This window comes from Kangiella japonica, from assembly GCF_039523535.1.
In the GTDB taxonomy this organism is placed as follows: Bacteria; Pseudomonadota; Gammaproteobacteria; order Enterobacterales; family Kangiellaceae; genus Kangiella; species Kangiella japonica.
On sequence record NZ_BAAAFM010000003.1, the window covers coordinates 435,806 to 453,439 of the forward strand.

19 protein-coding genes and 1 pseudogene are annotated in these 17,634 nt (G+C 43.8%); 15 read left to right on the forward strand and 5 right to left on the reverse strand.

Annotated features, from left to right (window positions below; all coding sequences use genetic code 11):
- Window positions 1-81 precede the first annotated feature (81 nt).
- The 7 genes from ABD128_RS05395 (at window position 82) to ABD128_RS05425 (ending at window position 7,788) form a co-directional block, all read left to right on the forward strand.
- Window positions 82-2,382, forward strand: a complete 2,301-nt coding sequence (locus tag ABD128_RS05395) for an LPS-assembly protein LptD (RefSeq protein WP_343987647.1) — start codon at window positions 82-84, stop codon at window positions 2,380-2,382.
- A 2-nt stretch (window positions 2,383-2,384) separates the two neighbouring features.
- Window positions 2,385-3,686 carry a peptidylprolyl isomerase gene (locus ABD128_RS05400; RefSeq protein ID WP_343987650.1) on the forward strand — a complete coding sequence of 434 codons (1,302 nt, stop codon included), beginning with the start codon at window positions 2,385-2,387 and terminating at the stop codon, window positions 3,684-3,686.
- Window positions 3,687-3,726: 40 nt separating this feature from the next.
- Entirely contained in the window at window positions 3,727-4,722 is a 996-nt protein-coding gene (gene pdxA, locus ABD128_RS05405; RefSeq protein WP_343987652.1) for a 4-hydroxythreonine-4-phosphate dehydrogenase PdxA, read from the forward strand.
- Window positions 4,723-4,726: 4 nt separating this feature from the next.
- Entirely contained in the window at window positions 4,727-5,539 is an 813-nt protein-coding gene (gene rsmA, locus ABD128_RS05410; protein ID WP_343987655.1) for a 16S rRNA (adenine(1518)-N(6)/adenine(1519)-N(6))-dimethyltransferase RsmA, read from the forward strand.
- Between the two features lie 71 nt (window positions 5,540-5,610).
- Window positions 5,611-5,946 (forward strand): PilZ domain-containing protein, encoded by a 336-nt coding sequence (locus tag ABD128_RS05415; RefSeq protein ID WP_343987658.1) that lies wholly within the window; start codon window positions 5,611-5,613, stop codon window positions 5,944-5,946.
- A gap of 193 nt (window positions 5,947-6,139) precedes the next feature.
- Window positions 6,140-6,784 carry an orotate phosphoribosyltransferase gene (gene pyrE / locus ABD128_RS05420; RefSeq protein WP_343987661.1) on the forward strand — a complete coding sequence of 215 codons (645 nt, stop codon included), beginning with the start codon at window positions 6,140-6,142 and terminating at the stop codon, window positions 6,782-6,784.
- A 38-nt stretch (window positions 6,785-6,822) separates the two neighbouring features.
- Window positions 6,823-7,788, forward strand: a complete 966-nt coding sequence (locus ABD128_RS05425) for a hypothetical protein (protein ID WP_343987664.1) — start codon at window positions 6,823-6,825, stop codon at window positions 7,786-7,788.
- 64 nt (window positions 7,789-7,852) lie between these two features.
- Here ABD128_RS05425 and slmA read toward each other — a convergent pair whose 3' ends face one another.
- From slmA to coaBC, 3 genes are read right to left on the reverse strand one after another with little or no spacing between them, the layout of a single operon-like run.
- Window positions 7,853-8,446, reverse strand: coding sequence for a nucleoid occlusion factor SlmA (gene slmA / locus ABD128_RS05430; protein WP_343987667.1), 594 nt, complete (start codon window positions 8,444-8,446; stop codon window positions 7,853-7,855).
- A gap of 14 nt (window positions 8,447-8,460) precedes the next feature.
- Window positions 8,461-10,941 carry a phosphomannomutase/phosphoglucomutase gene (locus ABD128_RS05435; protein WP_343987670.1) on the reverse strand — a complete coding sequence of 827 codons (2,481 nt, stop codon included), beginning with the start codon at window positions 10,939-10,941 and terminating at the stop codon, window positions 8,461-8,463.
- Window positions 10,942-10,981: 40 nt separating this feature from the next.
- Window positions 10,982-12,187, reverse strand: coding sequence for a bifunctional phosphopantothenoylcysteine decarboxylase/phosphopantothenate--cysteine ligase CoaBC (gene coaBC, locus ABD128_RS05440; protein ID WP_343987673.1), 1,206 nt, complete (start codon window positions 12,185-12,187; stop codon window positions 10,982-10,984).
- 248 nt (window positions 12,188-12,435) lie between these two features.
- On the opposite strand from coaBC, the gene radC reads away from it, so the two are divergent.
- From radC to ABD128_RS05480, 8 genes and pseudogenes are all read left to right on the forward strand, one after another.
- Window positions 12,436-13,110, forward strand: coding sequence for a RadC family protein (gene radC / locus ABD128_RS05445; RefSeq protein WP_343987676.1), 675 nt, complete (start codon window positions 12,436-12,438; stop codon window positions 13,108-13,110).
- Window positions 13,111-13,297: 187 nt separating this feature from the next.
- Window positions 13,298-13,534, forward strand: coding sequence for a 50S ribosomal protein L28 (gene rpmB, locus ABD128_RS05450; protein WP_110199480.1), 237 nt, complete (start codon window positions 13,298-13,300; stop codon window positions 13,532-13,534).
- Window positions 13,535-13,545: 11 nt separating this feature from the next.
- A complete protein-coding gene (rpmG, locus tag ABD128_RS05455; protein WP_068988900.1) occupies window positions 13,546-13,701 on the forward strand; it encodes a 50S ribosomal protein L33 in 156 nt (51 codons plus the stop codon).
- A gap of 133 nt (window positions 13,702-13,834) precedes the next feature.
- Complete coding sequence (mutM, locus tag ABD128_RS05460; RefSeq protein ID WP_343987683.1) at window positions 13,835-14,644, forward strand: bifunctional DNA-formamidopyrimidine glycosylase/DNA-(apurinic or apyrimidinic site) lyase; 810 nt, start codon at window positions 13,835-13,837, stop codon at window positions 14,642-14,644.
- Between the two features lie 177 nt (window positions 14,645-14,821).
- Window positions 14,822-15,187 (forward strand): annotated as a pseudogene (locus ABD128_RS05465) (ExbD/TolR family protein); the annotation flags it as partial.
- Between the two features lie 232 nt (window positions 15,188-15,419).
- Entirely contained in the window at window positions 15,420-15,839 is a 420-nt protein-coding gene (locus ABD128_RS05470; RefSeq protein WP_343987685.1) for an ExbD/TolR family protein, read from the forward strand.
- A gap of 80 nt (window positions 15,840-15,919) precedes the next feature.
- The gene (locus ABD128_RS05475; protein ID WP_343987688.1) at window positions 15,920-16,276 is read left to right on the forward strand and encodes an MmcQ/YjbR family DNA-binding protein; all 357 of its coding nucleotides are present in this window, start codon (window positions 15,920-15,922) and stop codon (window positions 16,274-16,276) included.
- A 1-nt stretch (window position 16,277) separates the two neighbouring features.
- Window positions 16,278-16,577 (forward strand): DUF3301 domain-containing protein, encoded by a 300-nt coding sequence (locus ABD128_RS05480; protein ID WP_343987691.1) that lies wholly within the window; start codon window positions 16,278-16,280, stop codon window positions 16,575-16,577.
- Here the strand turns inward: ABD128_RS05480 and ABD128_RS05485 are convergent.
- Window positions 16,574-17,329, reverse strand: a complete 756-nt coding sequence (locus tag ABD128_RS05485) for a patatin-like phospholipase family protein (protein ID WP_343987693.1) — start codon at window positions 17,327-17,329, stop codon at window positions 16,574-16,576. The genes ABD128_RS05480 and ABD128_RS05485 overlap by 4 nt on opposite strands.
- A gap of 36 nt (window positions 17,330-17,365) precedes the next feature.
- A complete protein-coding gene (locus ABD128_RS05490; RefSeq protein ID WP_343987696.1) occupies window positions 17,366-17,629 on the reverse strand; it encodes a YfhL family 4Fe-4S dicluster ferredoxin in 264 nt (87 codons plus the stop codon).
- Window positions 17,630-17,634 lie beyond the last annotated feature (5 nt).

The window sequence follows — 17,634 nt, forward strand, 5'->3', positions numbered from 1 at the left end:
TATACTCGAAAGTACATGGTAAGCAAGAAAGTCCGTTGGGTAAAATCTTTTTTAGTTTCCGCTATTAGCAGTTCTTTAATAATGGCGATGCCTTCTGTGGCAGAGAAAAATGTCGAGCAGGAACAAGAAAATGCTACAGAAGACAGTTCTTTCGAGGAAACTCAGTCCGAACTGCGTCAAAACGACTTTGTTGACCAATTCCCTGAGTTTAGAACTTGTCCAAGCGAAGCCTTAGCGCCAATACGCTACCAGCCTCTTCTTGGTGCAGACGGCGAGCCCATCAGAATCTACTCCGACGAGGCCTCTCGTGAAAACGATATGGCGTACCTAACGGGTAATGTCCGAGTTTCGCAAAATCAACAACAGCTAACCGCCGACAGGCTTATTGCCAATAATAAAACCAAGTCTTATCGCGCCGAGGGCGACCTTTTATTCACTAACCAAAACTTTGTGGTAGGCGCTGAAAGCCTGGATTATTATTCCCTCGAAGGCTCAACCAGCATCGAAGATACACGCTTCCACCTCTACAGCAATAACGGTAACGGTCGTGCGGAAAATATTCGAGTCGATAATAAGCAGGTTCTCACCTTATCCAATACGGACTTCTCAACCTGCCCCGAAGACCAAAAAAGTTGGGTTTTCGAGTCAGATGAAATTGTAATCGATCGTGATAGTGGATGGGGTAAGGCTTATAACAGTGTGGTAAAAATAGCGGATATTCCTGTTTTTTATCTGCCGTACATCACCTTCCCCGTGGATGACCGCCGTAAAACAGGTCTATTGCCGCCATCATTTAGCAACTCCAATCGTAATGGCCGTGACATCAGTGCTCCTTATTATGTCAACCTAGCGCCCAACTACGATTTAACTCTAACACCTCGCTATATGACCTCTCGCGGTTCTATGCTAGGCACTGAATTTCGATATTTAACGCCGCAAAACTACGGCGAGATCTTTTTTGAGTATTTGCCCAATGACAAAGCAGCTGCTACCAGCAACGGTGAGACTCTGCCTGATAAACGTTGGCAATACGACTTAGACCATACAACTCGGTTTACCGACAACTGGTCGAGCGGTATCGCAGCAAGAAAAGTGAGTGATGACGGTTATTTTCAAGATTTTGGTGGCAGTATTGAAGACTCCAATCAAGATATCTTAAGCCAGAACCTCTATGTGCAGTATCTAAGCCAAGACTGGCTTATGCGCACTGAATACCAAGACTGGCAGCTACTCAACAGTCCTGTCGAGCGCTACACAATTGCACCTCGCGTGCAATTAACCCGTTTTTTCGAACCGAGCGATAATGGCTTCGAAGCTAAAGTTAACAGTGAGATCACGCGTTTTGATAAAGATAACGCAGTGACGGCTGAGCGTTATCACGTCGAACCATCAGTCGCTTGGAGTCATGAAACTCTCTACAGTTTTTTCCGCCCAGAGCTCAGTTTTGCTTATACCCAGTATGAGCAGACAGATATATCGGGTAACGATCAAACCATCGATCGTAGCTTACCGACTCTTTCTATAGACACCGGCCTGTTTTTCGAGCGTACACTCAACTTTGATGATGGCGATATGACGCAAACACTCGAGCCGAGACTGTTTTACTTATACACGCCTTACGAAGAGCAGCAAAACATCGCTTTTTACGATACCAGTCTGCCGACCTTCAACTTTACTCAGTTATTCAGTAGAAATCGTTTCAGTGGCATCGATCGTATAGGTGACGCCAACCAAGTCAGTGGCGCCATCACTAGTCGTTTCCTAGACGAACAAGGCCGCGAAAAAGCGTCAGTGTCGATTGGGCGAACGGTATATCTAAAAGATCGTAAAGTGACTATGCTCAACCTGCCGGTTGAAACCGATAAACAATCAGGCTTGCTGGCTGAGGTTAATTGGCGTTGGACGGACAGCATAGAAGTTAAGTCGGCGATTGAGTGGGATGACCAAAACAACGAAACCACTCACGGCTTAGTCAATCTTCATTACGAGCCGGAAGAAAACCACATTCTTAACCTAGGCCACCGCTATCGCAAAACGGTGAATCGAACACAAGAAGAAGCTGAGCTTGCATTTGCATGGCCAATGGCCCAAGATTGGCGACTTTTAGGCCGTTATAATCAAGATCTCACAGAAAATCGAACTAACGATTCTTTTCTCGGTCTAGAGTATGAGTCCTGTTGCTGGGCTGTTCGTGTGGTCGCTAGACGTTACATCAATATTCAGCTCGATAGCCAAGGTGCTTTAGTTCCCGACCAGCGTGATGAACACAGTTCAGGCGTCTACGTCCAATTTGTTCTGAAAGGAATTGGTAGCCTGCAAGGCAGCACCACTAAGTTTTTAGAAGACAGTATTTACGGATACGAAGATTTATTAGGCAAATAACTATGACATTGAAACATTTGATTTCAGCTTGCTTACTAGCGGTTTCAGTCGCGACATTAGCACCGCTAAGCGCTCAAAGCGTAGAAACTATTGATAAAATTATTGCTCACGTTGACCAAGACGTCATCTTAAAAAGTGAGCTTGATAGAAAAATTCTACAAGCCAAAGACCAGATCCGCGCCCGCGGCGGTCAATTACCACCTGACAGCCTGTTAGAAAAAGAATTGTTAGAGCAGCTGATTGTACAAAGCCTCCAATACCAAATGGCTAATCGCGCCGGTATGCAGGTTCAGCCAGCAGAGTTACAGCAATTCGCAACTCGTGTTGCCCAACAAAACAATATGTCGCTGGATGAGTTCCGCTTACACATGCAACAAAAAGGTATCGCTTGGCCATTGTTTTTAGATGACCTACGCAAAGAAATCGTTACTGCACGTTTCAGAGATGCTTATGTTGCGCGCCGTATTAAGATTAGCGACAAAGAAATTGATTCGCTAGTTAAAGCTATGGATGCAAAGAGTAACGTTGAGTATTTATTAGGCCATATTCTTATTGCGGTTGATGAAAATGCATCTGACGCTGAAGTAGCAAAGGCCAAGAAAGAGGCTCTTGAGCTCTCGAATCAACTAAAATCCGGTGCGGACTTCTCTGAAATTGCACAAAAACACTCCGATGGCTCAGAAGCTAGCGAAGGTGGTGATTTTGGGTGGAATTCCGAGCAAAGCTTACCTGAACTCTTTAGAACACCTGTTTACTATTTGAAAAAAGGCGCGGTTTCTACGCCTATCCGAAGTCCAGCGGGTTTCCACATCTTAAAGTTGTATGACAAGCGCGGTGATTTAGAGCACGTGGTGCAACAAACCAAGTCTCGTCACATTCTTGTACGTCCCGACGCGATTACCACTGAGAGCGACGCCATTGATCTGCTTAATCACATCCGTGAGCAAGTTATGGCCGGTGAAGCAGATTTCGGCAACATGGCGAAGAAACATTCTGATGACCCAGGTTCAGCGAACCTTGGTGGCGAACTTGGCTGGAACAATGTCGGTGCTTTTGATCCTGCATTCGAAGAGACTCTCAGCAATTTAGAAGTTAATGAAATCAGTCAGCCATTTCAAAGCAGCTTTGGCTGGCATATTGTTCAACTGACGGGTAAAAGGAAAGATGACCAGTCGGATGATATGAAACGTCAACAAGCAGCGAAAATATTGCGTCAGCGCAAGTTCTCAGAAGAAGTTGAGAACTGGATCCGTGAAATCCGCGACGAAGCCTACGTTAAACAAGTTGTAGAAGAAGACGCATAACCCCTTCATAACACCCGTTAAAAGCTGGGTAGGTAGTATCATGGATATTGCAAGAATCTTAATTACGGCGGGGGAACCCGCCGGTATTGGTCCTGAAATCATCGTCAAGATGGCGCAACAGCCTTGTACAGATCAACTCGTGGTATGCGCCGATCCCGAACTACTACAACAAGTCGCTAATGAGATTCAACTGCCCCTAGCGATAACCCAACTAGACCTAGACGCAGAGCCAAAGCCCCATCAAATAGGACACCTTTGGGTTATTCCTTGCCAGCTCAAACAACCAGTCACTTCCGGCCAATTAAACCTTGAGAACTCCGCATACGTCCTTGAAACCTTAAATATCGCTAGCGATTTAGCCCAACAGGGTTTAGTCGATGCCATCTTAACTGGACCAGTACACAAAGGGATTATCAATGATTCTGGTCTAAAGTTTTCTGGCCATACAGAGTTCTTTGCTGAGCGTTGTGGTTGTGACAAAGTCGTGATGATGCTTGCTACAGAAGGGTTACGCGTTACGCTAGCAACCACTCACTTACCGTTACGTGAAGTTGCTGACGCCATCACGCCTGAATTGCTGCGCGAGGTGATCACTATTATTGATCGTGAACTTCGCGAGAAATTCTCAATACAACAGCCACAAATACTCGTTTGTGGTCTAAATCCTCATGCTGGCGAGAATAACCACCTCGGCACCGAAGAGTCGCGAATTATCACTCCAACTCTTGCTGAGTTAAACAAAGAGCTCGATTCAACGCTTATTGGCCCCCTTCCCGCTGACACCGCTTTTCAACCGAATAAGATCGAGAACGTCGATACGGTTTTAGCCATGTACCATGATCAAGGGCTACCAACCCTCAAATATAAAGGCTTTGGCAAAGCAGTAAATGTCACCCTAGGGTTGCCTTATATCCGCACCTCAGTGGACCACGGCACAGGGCTTGATATCGCTGGCAGTAACATTGCCGATATCGGTAGCATGCAATATGCGCTACAATTCACTCAAGATTTAATTCAACGCCGTCGACAAAGCTAAACTCATGGTAAATTCAAAAGTGGTTCAAGGTCACCAAGCTCGCAAACGCTTTGGTCAGAATTTTTTATCCGATGATTTCTATATTTCCAAAATTGTGGAATCAATTGGCGCTCAGGAATGCGACCACTTAGTTGAAATTGGCCCTGGTTTGGGCGCAATAACCGAGCATCTAGTAACTAAAGCTGGAAAACTTGATGTCGTGGAGCTTGACCGTGATTTAATTCCCCGTCTCGAAAAGAAGTTTGCTGAGCAAGAAAACTTTACGATCCATCAAAGTGATGCTCTGAAGTTTGATTTCACCCAGCTTCAGTCAGATCCGGAAGAAAAATTACGTATCGTTGGCAATCTACCCTACAATATTTCCACCCCTTTAATTTTCCACTTGCTGCGACAAAAGCATGTCATCCACGATATGTACTTTATGCTGCAAAAGGAAGTGGTAGAGCGTCTCTGTGCCGCCCCAGTGACTAAACAGTATGGTCGTTTAAGCGTTATGGCACAGTATTATTGCCAAGCCGCCATGTTGTTTGTAGTCCCGCCAGGTGCCTTTTCTCCCGCCCCAAAAGTGGACTCTGCCATCGTTTGCCTGAAACCCTACGAGACCATTAAGAATCCTGTTAGCGATACCGATTTACTGGCAAAAGTCGTTACAGCGGCTTTTAACCAACGTCGTAAGACTATCCGAAATAGCCTTAAAGATTGGCTCTCCCCAGAAGATTTTGAGACTGTTGGAATCTCGCCAACGGAAAGAGCTGAGAGACTGTCACTAACTGACTTTATTAATATCTGCCAAACCATAGAAGCTCGTAACATTTAAAAATGTGGACTTTCTCACACTTTTTGCTAATCTAGATTAGGAACAAGGATTGCATATTTACGGGAGTAACTATGAGAATAGAGCAAGATAAGTCGGATAAAAGTAAAGTTAAGAGAAAGCACGAGTCTCTTCAATCTCAAGCAGATGCGAGGCGCTTTTATCGTGTTTCCATTCACCTTCCAATTGCAATTCGCCAACAAAACTCGAATGTTTTAATCTCAGAAAGTCTTGATATTTCAGAGGGTGGCGTTCTCGTAAAAAATATCGGTGAACATGAACTTAAAAAAGGCGATTTAGTTAAGGTCCACATTGAAGGTATTTTGGGTGAAGATCAAGACCAAATGGTATTACACCCGATGCGGGTTATTCGAGTTGAAGAAGATACAATAGCCCTAGAGTTTACTTGATTTCATTGCAGCACCTATAACATTTGATCTTCGGACCGCTTCACTTGAAGCCCTCCTATCGTATATATCCTTAGCCTCACCAGAAGAATTATGAATACACTTTAATCATGCAGACTGCGCCTTCTAGTTTTTTTTGCTCCCAAATAAGGTTATCATAGTTGGCTGATTATATTCACTTTTCAGCGAACCCATCATGCACGACTATCAAAAACAGTTCATAGAGCTTGCCTTATCCAAAAATGTACTTAAATTTGGTGAGTTTACCCTCAAAAGTGGCCGCAGAAGCCCTTACTTTTTCAACACAGGCCTTTTCGATAGTGGAGCAGACCTGGCGCAGCTTGGGCGCTGCTATGCGCAAACCATCGTCCAACAAAATATTCCTTTCGATGTTATTTTTGGTCCCGCTTACAAAGGAATTCCTCTAGTCAGCTGTACCACAATGGCGCTTGCTGAGCATCATGACGTGAATGCGCCTTACAGCTTTAATCGCAAAGAAAAGAAAGATCATGGTGAAGGCGGCAATATCGTTGGTAGTCAACTTAACGGTGATATTTTAATCATCGACGATGTTATCAGTGCAGGTACGGCAATCCGTGAATCAATCGATATTATTAAACAAAATGGAGCAACACCTAAAGCTGTTCTGATTGCCCTCGACCGTCAAGAAAAAGGCACCGGCGAGCTTTCGGCTGTTCAAGAAGTTGAACAAGATTACGGAATTCCTGTATTTTCTATTATAAAGTTGACAGATCTGCTAAATTACTTAAAAGTTCACCCGACTTTCAGTAGCTTCTACCCTAAAGTTCTCGCCTACCGCGAAACATATGGAGTGGAATAATCCCTAAGGGTGATATTAATCAAATTAGATGGAGCACTATGAGCTTTAAACATATACTTATTTTATTGATTTTAATTTTTGTCTCGACTTCGGTCGATGCAAAAAACTATTATCGATTTAAAGATAGTAATGGCCGTCTTGTGGTTAAAGACTATTTGCCGAATTCAGCTTTAAAGTCAGGCTATGAAGTCATAAACGAAAGTGGACGCGTGGTTGAAAAGGTTGCCCCTATTATGACTAGGGAAGAAAAATTAGCTGAAGAACTTCGACAAGAAAAAATAGCAGCTCAGCAAGAAAAAGAAAGAAAGATGCGTCAGCATGACAGAATGTTATTGCGCCAATACAGAACGATCGATGACATCAAGCGTACTGAAAAAAACCAAACGGCATCGCTGAACATCAATATTTCAATACTCAATAGCCACAATAAAAATTTAGAAAAAAAGCTCTCCAATTTGCAGTCAAGCGCAGCAAACTATGAGCGTAAAGGTACAGCCGTACCCAAATCAATTCTCACACAGATTGACGCAACTAAAGATCAAATTGAAGAGAATACCAACTCAATTGCTCGCTACAAATCTCAAGTAGAAGTTATAAGTGAGCAATTTAAAAATGATTTAGTTAGATTTAAAGAGTTACAAGCGATGCGCCTTGTAGAGCAATATGCTGAAAATCAACGTTCTCTTCCGACTACCACAAAAGTAGAGTGTGACTCTTACAAGTCCTGTGAACGCTCTTGGAAGCTTGCTCAAATTTTTGCTCATGAGAATGCTTCGAACAAGCTAGAAATTGTTACTGATAGTTTAATTATTTCAAGCAAACCTAAAAATGATGAGCAACTAGGTTTGTCAATTACACGGATCCCAGCCGACAACGACGCGATGCAAATTGTGCTAGAAGTGCAATGCTATAACTCTGAGGCGGGTGAAAAGCTGTGTAATGGTGAAAAGGTTAATCTATTGAAGTCTGAGTTTGTCCAATACATCTCACAGAAAAATAGCTAGTTACAATGACAACATTATTATTGAGCAAGCTCTAACACTGCAGCTTGCTCAGTATTTCTAATCATCAGTCCACATCTGTTATTGGCTCAAGCAACTGCCACTGGCTCTCCCAACTGGCTAGAGGCGATTGCATAAAATCAGTTCTAACATACTGCTGAATTCGTCCTTCTACAGCCGCCAACAACAAATTCGCCCGACTACCGACCTCTGGAGTATATTTCGCTTTAGTTGAAACCTCATGCTGACGGAACAGTTGTTTAATCTGTGTCTCGATCCGATTGAATAACTGACTGATTCGCCCTCTCAACCGTTCATGCTCGCCAGATAGCGCCTCTCCAGTTAATAACCTGCAAATGCCAGGGTTCTTACTGGCAAAAGTCAACACCAACCCCAGTATTTGTTGGCACTGCACACTCAGTGTCATTTGTTCCTTTGCTATCAAGTTTATGCGTGAAAATAGTGCTTCTTCAGTAAATTCAATCAAGCCCTCAAACATTCTCGCTTTACTAGGAAAGTGCCTATAAAGTGCGGCCTCCGAAACGCCTACTTGTTTAGCTAGTTTTGCTGTTGTTATCCTTTCTCCGGGGTCTTTTTCAAGCATCAATGCTAGCGCTTGTAATATTTCATTCTTTCTTTTCGATGAATTTTTAGTTGCCATGCTACTCTCAAATTTTAAAAATTAAGTTTTATTTTTGGCGCAATTTTTATTAATTGCGTTCTCAATCGATCTTTCACTGCTTCTAATGAAACTTCATTGTCAGCCTCAAACTTTACAACTATGCTCGGCGTTGTATTAGAGGCTCTCGCTAATAACCAGCGATGCTTGTAGTCCACACGCAATCCATCAATGGTATTAACCTCTCCATCCCCAAAGTCGCCCTTGGCCACTAGAGCCTTTATTAGTTTGAACTTCACCTTATCAGGCACTGGGACGTTAATTTCTTCTGAGGATATACCTTCAGGTAGCTCTTCAAATAGCTCAGCCGATGTGGCTTGTGACTTCCCTAAAATCTCTAATAGTCTCGCTGCCGCATAAAGCGCATCATCAAAGCCATACCAGCGCTCATTAAAATATAAGTGTCCGCTTCCTTCGCCACCGAAAGGAGCCTCGGTTTCACGCATCTTAGCTTTCATCAGTGAGTGCCCAGTTTTCCACATCAGTGGCTTACCGCCCGCCTGGGTTATTACATCTTTCAAGAATCTCGTACACTTGACGTCATAGATAATTTCGGCACCAGGGTGGCGTGATAAAATATCCTGTGCGAACAACATCATCAAACGATCGGTCCAAATTATTTTACCTTTATTGTCAACCACACCCACCCGATCGCCATCACCATCAAAAGCAATACCAACGTCTGCTTTTTCTTTAATGACCATGTCTATTAATGCTTCAAGGTTTTTAGCTGAGTTTGGATCTGGGTGGTGGTATGGGAAGTTACCATCAACATCGGTATATAGACCAATCACTTCACATCCCAATGCTTGTAACATCTTAGGGGCAAAGTTACCAGTAACACCATTACCGCAATCCAACGCTACTTTTAACGGTTTATCGACTTTAATATCAGCAAGCAGCTTATCCAAGTAGCTCTGCTCAATACTTGACTCCGTTACACTACCCTTACCGTTAAAGTATTCCTGCATTTGAATTCGCTTTAGCAAATCTTGAATTTGTTGCCCGTAAAGCGTTTCGCCAGCTAGCACGATCTTTAGACCGTTATGTTCTGGTGGGTTATGACTACCGGTGAGCATGACCCCTGAGCGAGAACCAAGAGTGTGAGTACCAAAGTACACTAGTGGCGTCGGTACCATGCCTATATCAATAACGTCTCGACCGCTTGCAACGAGACCTTCAACTAGTGCTTTGTGAAGCTTGGGACTCGATAATCGTCCGTCTCTACCAACAACGATGCTTTGTTCACCACGAGAGTAAGCCTCGCTACCTATTGCTTTACCAATAACGTACACCGTTTCAGCGTCAAGGTTCTCCCCTATGACGCCGCGAATATCATACTCGCGGAAAATGTCTGGATTGATCGCTTTGGAAGCACTCCCCTCATCCACCTCCAAGCTGATAGGCGCCTCTTTGACCACTTGGGGCTTTGGAGCCTCTTTTGGAAGCTCAGCTGTCTCCTGCTCTGCAGTTTCTGCTACACCAGCTACTGCTTTTCCACGCCTTCTACGACGTAGCGATGATTGCTCCTCTACCACTTGACTGGCCGAGGCGTTTTCTTCTTCATTAGCATCCACGCCTGTAGATGCTCTGCGATAACCCGCAGCAAGGTCCTTAAAAAAGCTAAGCTGATAACTATTCTGAGTAACACTCTGCTCTTTGACACCCTGAATAAATTTTCGAGCATCATTGGCAAACAAGCGTTTCATACTCAATAACGGCATCAATCCAACAATTAAAAATGCGACCACTGCCGCAATAAATAATAGCAAGGGTAATTGTCCTGCATCGGTACTAAAGGCACTGACACGTTGCCATAATACAAGGGACCAATTCGCACCAAAACTTTGAGTTTCTAATAAAGGCTCACCCTCTGCAGTCCCATTGCCAATGGCTGCTACTACATGCGATGTGTCACCAAAATTTTGTCGCAACTCTAACCGGCTTTCGCCATCGGCTTTACCCAGCAAGTTCTTCACTTCAGATAAACTCACCGTTGCTAAGATTAAACGATCGTCTGCGAGCTTCTCTGTCAGAGCAATATAACTAGGCTGGCCATTCTTCAGAATGAGCTCAGGTTTTGTTTTTTCGCCTTGGGCAGCCTTTCTTAATAAATCAATAACGACGTGAGTAATTACAGGATCCGAGTTACCATCTGGCTGAATCGAGCTATTCTCAAACACCATAACCTTTTCCAGCTTCGGTACTTGTTTTTTCAGCTTTTCAATAACTTTAGGATTGTCTTCGGCAAACACTGACTGTGCTGCCAAATCTAAAGAACTCTGTATCTGTTGGATTCGTTGTTCGATTAAATTAGCTCGCTCAGCAGTACGTGAAGCCAATAACTGCTGGGCCTGCTTCTCTAGCGGATCCTGAATCCCCAAATAATATAAACTTGCCGAAACCGCGACTAAAATCAGTAACCCAATCGCTAAAGGTATAATAAAAAAGCTGCTTAAACTTTTACCTTTTCCCATTGAAGACTCCTATTCTCCCCGTAAGTACTCATCTTTATTATTATGACGGTCGTACTTGATGGATTAACTCAATTAATTGCTCAGCAACTTTTATTTTACTTGCTGGCCCAATTCGTTGCTCTTTTGTAGTATCGTGTTCGCGAATAAAAACGAGTAACTCATTGTGGTCACATGAAAAGCCAATATCATCGCGACTGACATCGTTTGCGCAAATCATGGTGATCCCCTTCCGTTCCATTTTTGATTTAGCGTAATCGCTAACATTCTGCGTTTCCGCCGCAAAGCCCACACAGAAAGCATTAGTTTCTTGTGCCGCCCACCTCAGTATGTCGGGGTTTTGACTCAACTCGATAGTAAGTCCTTCGCTTCCAGACTTTTTCATTTTTTCTGTGGCCATCGTTTTTGGTTTGTAATCAGCCACAGCAGCGCAGGATACAAACACAGAATCGTTATCCAAAGCATCCTGAACTTGTTTAAGCATAGCCTCCGCGCTTTCAACTTTAAAGCAGTTAACGCCAAAAGGGACGTCTAAACTGACTGGGCCACTAACTAGGGTTACCTTAGCTCCCGCCTTAGCAGCCATTTCAGCAATGGCGTAGCCCATTTTACCCGAGCTACGATTCGCCAAATAACGTACCGGATCAATCGCTTCGACTGTCGGCCCAGCAGTAACCACCCAGTGCTGACCTTGCAAAGGTTTTGCGCTTAAATAGTGTTCCGTGCGCTGCAACAAGTCAGCAGGCTCAAGCATTCGCCCAAGACCAGTATCTCCACAAGCCTGCTCCCCTGAGCCAGGGCCCCAAACCTGAATGTCCCGTTCCAATAAAGTCGTAACATTCGCTTGTGTCGCTTTGTTTGCCCACATTTGCTGATTCATCGCCGGCGCCACAGCAACCGGTGCGGCAGTCGCCAAGCAAAGGGTCGTCAGTAGATCATCAGCGGCACCGTTAGTCAATTTAGAGATAACATCAGCAGTAGCAGGAGCAATCACCACCAAATCTGCCCAACGCGCTAATTCGATATGCCCCATTGCAGCTTCCGCATCAGAATCTAACAAATGCTCGTGCACAGGGTTACCTGTCAACGCTTGAAAAGTCATCGGAGTTATAAATGCACGCGCGCCCTTCGTCATAACGACTCGGACGTTTGCGCCAGCTTTGATTAACAAGCGACTTAATTCCGCACTTTTGTACGCAGCTATGCCGCCCGTCACTCCTAACAGGATTTTTTTACCTTGCAAACTCATGCTAACCGATTGATTTAACTTATAATGAATTACAAGTTTACGCTTTTACGCACAAAAATTATAGTCAAATTCTTAATTACATCTTCTCTTTCAGCCTCTACACTTCATACTTATCAGAAGTTAATGGATAACGGCTGTACCGAATCGCGCAAGCACTCCTCACTTTAACTCAATCGACAACGCTAACAGCGTGTGATTGCATTAATAAAAATGCTCAATACATAGACTAAAACAAGGACGTTAATAACATGAAGATTATGGAATGGCCACAACAAGAAAGACCTAGGGAACGATTGATGCGCGATGGCGCAGAAAGCCTCTCCGACGCGGAGCTACTCGCCATATTCCTTAGAACAGGCACTAGGAATTACAATGTTGTGGATCTAGCTCGACATTTACTGAGTCAATTTGGTGGATTAAGACAATTGCTTGAAGCTGAGCATAAAACATTTACTGAGCAACCGGGAATGGGCACGGCAAAATACTGCCAGCTACAAGCAAGTTTAGAGTTATCAAAACGCTACCTACAGCAAAATTTACAATTAAATCAAAGCTTTTCATCGCCCGATGACGTCAAGCAATTCCTCTCAAGCTTGCTCAGTCACCATAAACGTGAGCAATTCTTGGTTCTTTTCCTTAACAATCAGCATCAACTCATCGCTCAAGAAACCTTATTCCAAGGCACAATTAATAGTGCAGAAGTGCATCCAAGGGTTGTGGTGGAGCAAGCCCTAAGGTATCATTCGGCCGCAGTGATATTGGCGCATAACCACCCGAGTGGTTGCCTGGAGCCCAGCCCTTCCGATCGGCAAATTACCGACCGTATTCAACAAGCTTTACAGCTGGTAGATATTCGAACGCTGGACCATATTATTATCGCTCACAACAAAAGCTACTCCTTTGCGGAGCATGGCTTAATATGACCAAATTCGGCACTTACTCGAGTTTCGCTGGGTGAACTGGCAAAAACTCGTGTAAATTGGGCTTTTATTGTCAGTTTAGTTGTCAAAGACACTCCTTTCTGGTATAAAGTGCGCCCTATTTGAAGAGTAGCGGTGGGATAATTTCATCTCCTCGCCAATGTAAAGATTATTTTTTGGAGGCTATATCATGGCTAAAGTTTGTCAGGTAACGGGTAAGCGTCCAGTGACAGGCAACAATGTGTCACACGCTAAAAACCGTACAAAACGTCGTTTTCTACCAAATCTACACTCTCACCGTTTTTGGGTTGAGTCTGAGAAGCGTTTCGTAAAACTACGCGTATCTGCAAAAGGTATGCGCATTATCGACAAGAAAGGTATCGATACTGTGCTAGCTGAATTGCGTGCTCGTGGCGAAAAAGTATAAGGAGCTGAAAGATGCGCGATAAAATCCGTTTAGTGTCTAGTGCTGGTACAGGTCATTTCTATACCACTGACAAAAACAAGAAAAACATGCCTGGTAAAATGGAGATCAAAAAGTTTGATCCAACCATTCGCAAGCATGTTATGTACAAAGAAGCTAAAATTAAGTAATACAACCACTTAAATCTAGCTTCACTGTTTTCTGCCTCCAAGAAAACAATTAAAAAGCCCGGCATCGCTGGGCTTTTTGCTATTCTGCATTACAATATCACTGCCTTATCAATAACTACGTATTAGAACCCTTATGCCTGAGTTGCCTGAAGTCGAAACAACAACACGTGGATTAGCCCCTCATATTACTGGGCAAACCATCATTGGCGTGAACATTCATCAGCCTAAGTTACGTTGGCCTATACCAGAAGAGCTACAACAGCTAGTTGGTAAATCGAGTTACGCTATAGAGCGCAGAGCCAAATACATGTTATGGCATTTCGAAACTGGTTCAGTGGTCATGCACTTAGGCATGTCAGGAGCAATGCGCGTTGTTGATGCCGATATTCCATTAAAGAAACACGATCACTTTGAAGTCGTTTTCGACAACGGCAAAGCATTACGTCTTAATGACCCGCGTCGCTTCGGCGCCGTTTTGTGGCAGACTAAAGGCCAAACACTCGACATCATTGACTCCCTTGGGCCGGAACCGCTATCAGAGAACTTCGACGGTGATTATCTGCACCACAAGCTCAGTAAGCGCAAAGGCGCAATCAAAAACGCTATCATGACCAACGCCGTGGTCGTTGGAGTTGGCAATATTTATGCTAGTGAATCCTTGTTCTTAAGCGGCATTCATCCTAAAAGATCCGCTAACCGCGTCAGCTTAAAACGCTGCCGCCTTTTGGCCTACAATATCCAGCAGGTTCTGAAAAAAGCTATCGAACAAGGTGGAACCACCTTAAAAGATTTCACTCAGGCAGACGGTTCGCCTGGCTATTTTGCTCAAGAGTTAAATGTTTACGGACGTGAAAACCAGCCTTGTAACCAATGCCAAACGCCCATTAAGAATATCGTGCTTGGCCAACGCTCCAGCTTTTACTGCCCGAAGTGCCAGCGCTAACCTAAAATTGTTCTTGGCTCCTTTTTTTGCTATGTTGGAATTAGGCGCTGGTCAGATGACTTGGTGTACTTACTTAGTTGGATCACTAAGTATTATTAATGCCAGCCGTTTAGGAAGCCATCGAAGGAGTATTGATATGCTAAGAAAGAAACCAAGAACACGCCACACAATGTTCAAGCCGATATGACCCCAATGCTGGATATCGTTTTCATCTTGCTACTATTTTTTATCGTTACAACCAGCTTTGTTCAAACGCAGAGCGTTGATATCACTCGCCCATCAACCGTTTGTGAGCAAGATTGCAATAAAGATACCTCCCCTCTAATAGTCTCAATTGACGAGCATAACCAGGTCTTTTTTAATAAAAGAAATATCGATATTGAAGCGATTCAAGCTAACTTAGAAAGTCAGCTCATTAACAATACCGAAGCCCCTGTAATCGTTAAAATCCATGGCGATGTACATAACCTCAGTTTAGTTTCCGCTGTCGACCAAGCGAATAAAGCAGGTGTGGCTAACGTTAGTGTGGCTCGATGGCCTTGAAAGGAAAACGGTCATACGCTTTAATCGCTTGATTTTAAATTAACAGACAGCCGCCACAGGTACGATTAGCAATTTTTGTTGAATTAAGGGTAGACATTTTTTGCTGGATCACATTTAATGTGGCGGTTATACTTTAACGACACATTTAAACAATGCCGCCTTTGTGGGCCAAATGCTTAAGTTGATTCAATAACATCATCGAAGCAACAAAAGTGCGACAGGATAAAGATATATGCGTAGTAAACGAAGAAATAGAGACGAAGACGAAACGGCAATTGACATGACACCGATGCTAGACATCGTATTCATCATGTTGATTTTCTTCATTGTAACGACGTCATTCGTCAAAGAAGATACGATTGAGCTTGCAAGACCAACAACGAACCAAGACACAACACCGCCAAAGAACCCACCACCATTAATTGTGGTTTCAATCGACGGTCAGAGTAATGTCTTTATGAACGAGCGTTCTGTTGATCCTGAAGCTATTCGAGCTAACATCGAAACTCAATTAGCAGTCGACCCACGCTCGCCTGTTTTGGTACGAGTGCACGAAGATGCTGTCAACGAAGTTCTAGTAACTGCAGTTGATCAAGCTAATTCTGCTGGCGTATCTAAAGTAAACGTAGCTCGTTGGATTACAGCTGACTAAGCGTTCGGTTAAGCTTATAGGAAGCGTTACAAAAGGTGGCTTGTGCCACCTTTTTTATTGCCTAAGGCACTCCTTTAGAAATGAACATCAATACTTTAGAACACTTTTGTGAGCAGTTGCCTGGTGCCAAGTTTGACCTAAAGTGGGGGGCAGACCGAACTTACTGCATAGCAGATAAAATGTTTGCTGTTTTTTGCTGTGATTCGAGGCCTGAAACCTCAAAACGGCTGTGTTTAAAAGTCACTCCAGCAGACTTTATTGTACTGACGGATATGCACGGAATTGAGCCAGCACCTTACCTTGCTCGATATCACTGGATTTCAATCACAGACAAAGCAACATTACCCCAGAAAGGACTGGAACTTCTAATCAAAGGCTCATACGATATGGTCTATTCTAAATTAAGCAAAAAGAAGCAGCAGACCTTACACTCTTAATATGACTCAGTTATTTACAATCCTTCTCATATCCCTTGTCGTCGGAATTTGGGTTTACAATAGACGAATACAAGAAAACGCCTATAAAGCCGCTCAGAAAGCCTGTGAGGATGCCTCAGTCCAAAACCTAGATGGCTACGTCGCTCTTAAAAAGGTATATTTTGATAAAGATTCAGACGGCAAGCGTCAGTTTTTGAGACGTTACCAATTCGAGTTCGCCACGGATGGGGCTCAACGTTATGCTGGATTTATTGTTATGCGAGGAAAGTGGCCAGTCATCGTTGAGATGGAGTCGGCTTAAACCGCTAGTGCCACTTTTTGTTCATCTCCAATTTCGCGCTTTAAAGCCCTTTTTGTAGCATTATAAGCGTCAACAAAGGCTTCTGGACCTAAATGGAGCTTTGTAGGCCCACAACGGGGCAAATCAAACAACTGTAGCGAGACTAAGTTATCTCTTTGTGGAACCTCTAAGGCTTTTGATTGTTTGCTACGCCATGGTGAGACAGAGACAATATGATGATAAAGCACACGCTCCCCCTGAGACACGTCTGCTAATGCAGGACGATCCTTAATTCCACCATCTAGCAAGCGATAGCCGTGGTAGTCCAACGGCTGGAATAAAAAAGGAATGGCACACGATGCATAAATCGCCGATACCAATTCGCCACTATTGATTATCACGGTTGATTTGGTCTTAATATCATAAGCCGACAACGAAAGATCAGCTCGACACTCTTCAAAGGTCTCAACGGGCAAGATATCAGTTAAAATTTGTCGAAACTTCTCACCTTTCAGTAAGCCCCAGCCAAAGCCTGGGTCCCAAAAGTCAGAACGTTTTAATTCAAATAGGATATTTTTAAGTTCGGATGTATCGAGGCCGGAAGCCCAACAGGCAGCAACTAAAGCCCCAGCACTGGACCCCGTCAATCTTTGTGGTAACAACTCATGCTCTTCAAGCGCGGCTAACATCCCGGTATGAACAAAGAAGCTAAAAAACCCTGAAGACAGGGTTAAGGTGAATGGCTCTTGCGACAGCCAGTCATGCAGGTTCATGGAGATATTTGAGCTGCAATCCCCCAGCTCACGCAATTAAACTTCAACGTACTTTTCACCAGTTAAGTGTTCATATTTGGCAATTAACTGCTCTTCTGTTTCTGGATTATTTTCATCCAAAGGAATGCAGTCTACCGGACAGACCTGCTGACACTGTGGTTCATCATAATGGCCTACACACTCAGTGCATTTGTCCGGATCAATCTCGTAAATTTCCTCACCCTGATAAATAGCCTCGTTCGGGCATTCAGGTTCACAAACGTCGCAGTTGATACATTCGTCTGTAATTATTAATGACATACTAT

What these genes read in the sequence shown, in the direction of transcription:
- slmA (WP_343987667.1), bottom strand. Translation starts at nt 8,446, where the DNA reads ATGGCAACTAAAAATTCATCGAAAAGAAAGAATGAAATATTACAAGCG.
- pdxA (WP_343987652.1), top strand. Translation starts at nt 3,727, where the DNA reads ATGGATATTGCAAGAATCTTAATTACGGCGGGGGAACCCGCCGGTATT.
- ABD128_RS05490 (WP_343987696.1), bottom strand. Translation starts at nt 17,629, where the DNA reads ATGTCATTAATAATTACAGACGAATGTATCAACTGCGACGTTTGTGAA.
- ABD128_RS05425 (WP_343987664.1), top strand. Translation starts at nt 6,823, where the DNA reads ATGAGCTTTAAACATATACTTATTTTATTGATTTTAATTTTTGTCTCG.
- coaBC (WP_343987673.1), bottom strand. Translation starts at nt 12,187, where the DNA reads ATGAGTTTGCAAGGTAAAAAAATCCTGTTAGGAGTGACGGGCGGCATA.
- ABD128_RS05485 (WP_343987693.1), bottom strand. Translation starts at nt 17,329, where the DNA reads ATGAACCTGCATGACTGGCTGTCGCAAGAGCCATTCACCTTAACCCTG.
- rpmG (WP_068988900.1), top strand. Translation starts at nt 13,546, where the DNA reads ATGCGCGATAAAATCCGTTTAGTGTCTAGTGCTGGTACAGGTCATTTC.
- ABD128_RS05395 (WP_343987647.1), top strand. Translation starts at nt 82, where the DNA reads ATGGCGATGCCTTCTGTGGCAGAGAAAAATGTCGAGCAGGAACAAGAA.
- mutM (WP_343987683.1), top strand. Translation starts at nt 13,835, where the DNA reads ATGCCTGAGTTGCCTGAAGTCGAAACAACAACACGTGGATTAGCCCCT.
- rpmB (WP_110199480.1), top strand. Translation starts at nt 13,298, where the DNA reads ATGGCTAAAGTTTGTCAGGTAACGGGTAAGCGTCCAGTGACAGGCAAC.
- ABD128_RS05475 (WP_343987688.1), top strand. Translation starts at nt 15,920, where the DNA reads ATGAACATCAATACTTTAGAACACTTTTGTGAGCAGTTGCCTGGTGCC.
- ABD128_RS05435 (WP_343987670.1), bottom strand. Translation starts at nt 10,941, where the DNA reads ATGGGAAAAGGTAAAAGTTTAAGCAGCTTTTTTATTATACCTTTAGCG.
- rsmA (WP_343987655.1), top strand. Translation starts at nt 4,727, where the DNA reads ATGGTAAATTCAAAAGTGGTTCAAGGTCACCAAGCTCGCAAACGCTTT.
- pyrE (WP_343987661.1), top strand. Translation starts at nt 6,140, where the DNA reads ATGCACGACTATCAAAAACAGTTCATAGAGCTTGCCTTATCCAAAAAT.
- ABD128_RS05470 (WP_343987685.1), top strand. Translation starts at nt 15,420, where the DNA reads ATGCGTAGTAAACGAAGAAATAGAGACGAAGACGAAACGGCAATTGAC.
- ABD128_RS05400 (WP_343987650.1), top strand. Translation starts at nt 2,385, where the DNA reads ATGACATTGAAACATTTGATTTCAGCTTGCTTACTAGCGGTTTCAGTC.
- ABD128_RS05415 (WP_343987658.1), top strand. Translation starts at nt 5,611, where the DNA reads ATGAGAATAGAGCAAGATAAGTCGGATAAAAGTAAAGTTAAGAGAAAG.
- radC (WP_343987676.1), top strand. Translation starts at nt 12,436, where the DNA reads ATGAAGATTATGGAATGGCCACAACAAGAAAGACCTAGGGAACGATTG.
- ABD128_RS05480 (WP_343987691.1), top strand. Translation starts at nt 16,278, where the DNA reads ATGACTCAGTTATTTACAATCCTTCTCATATCCCTTGTCGTCGGAATT.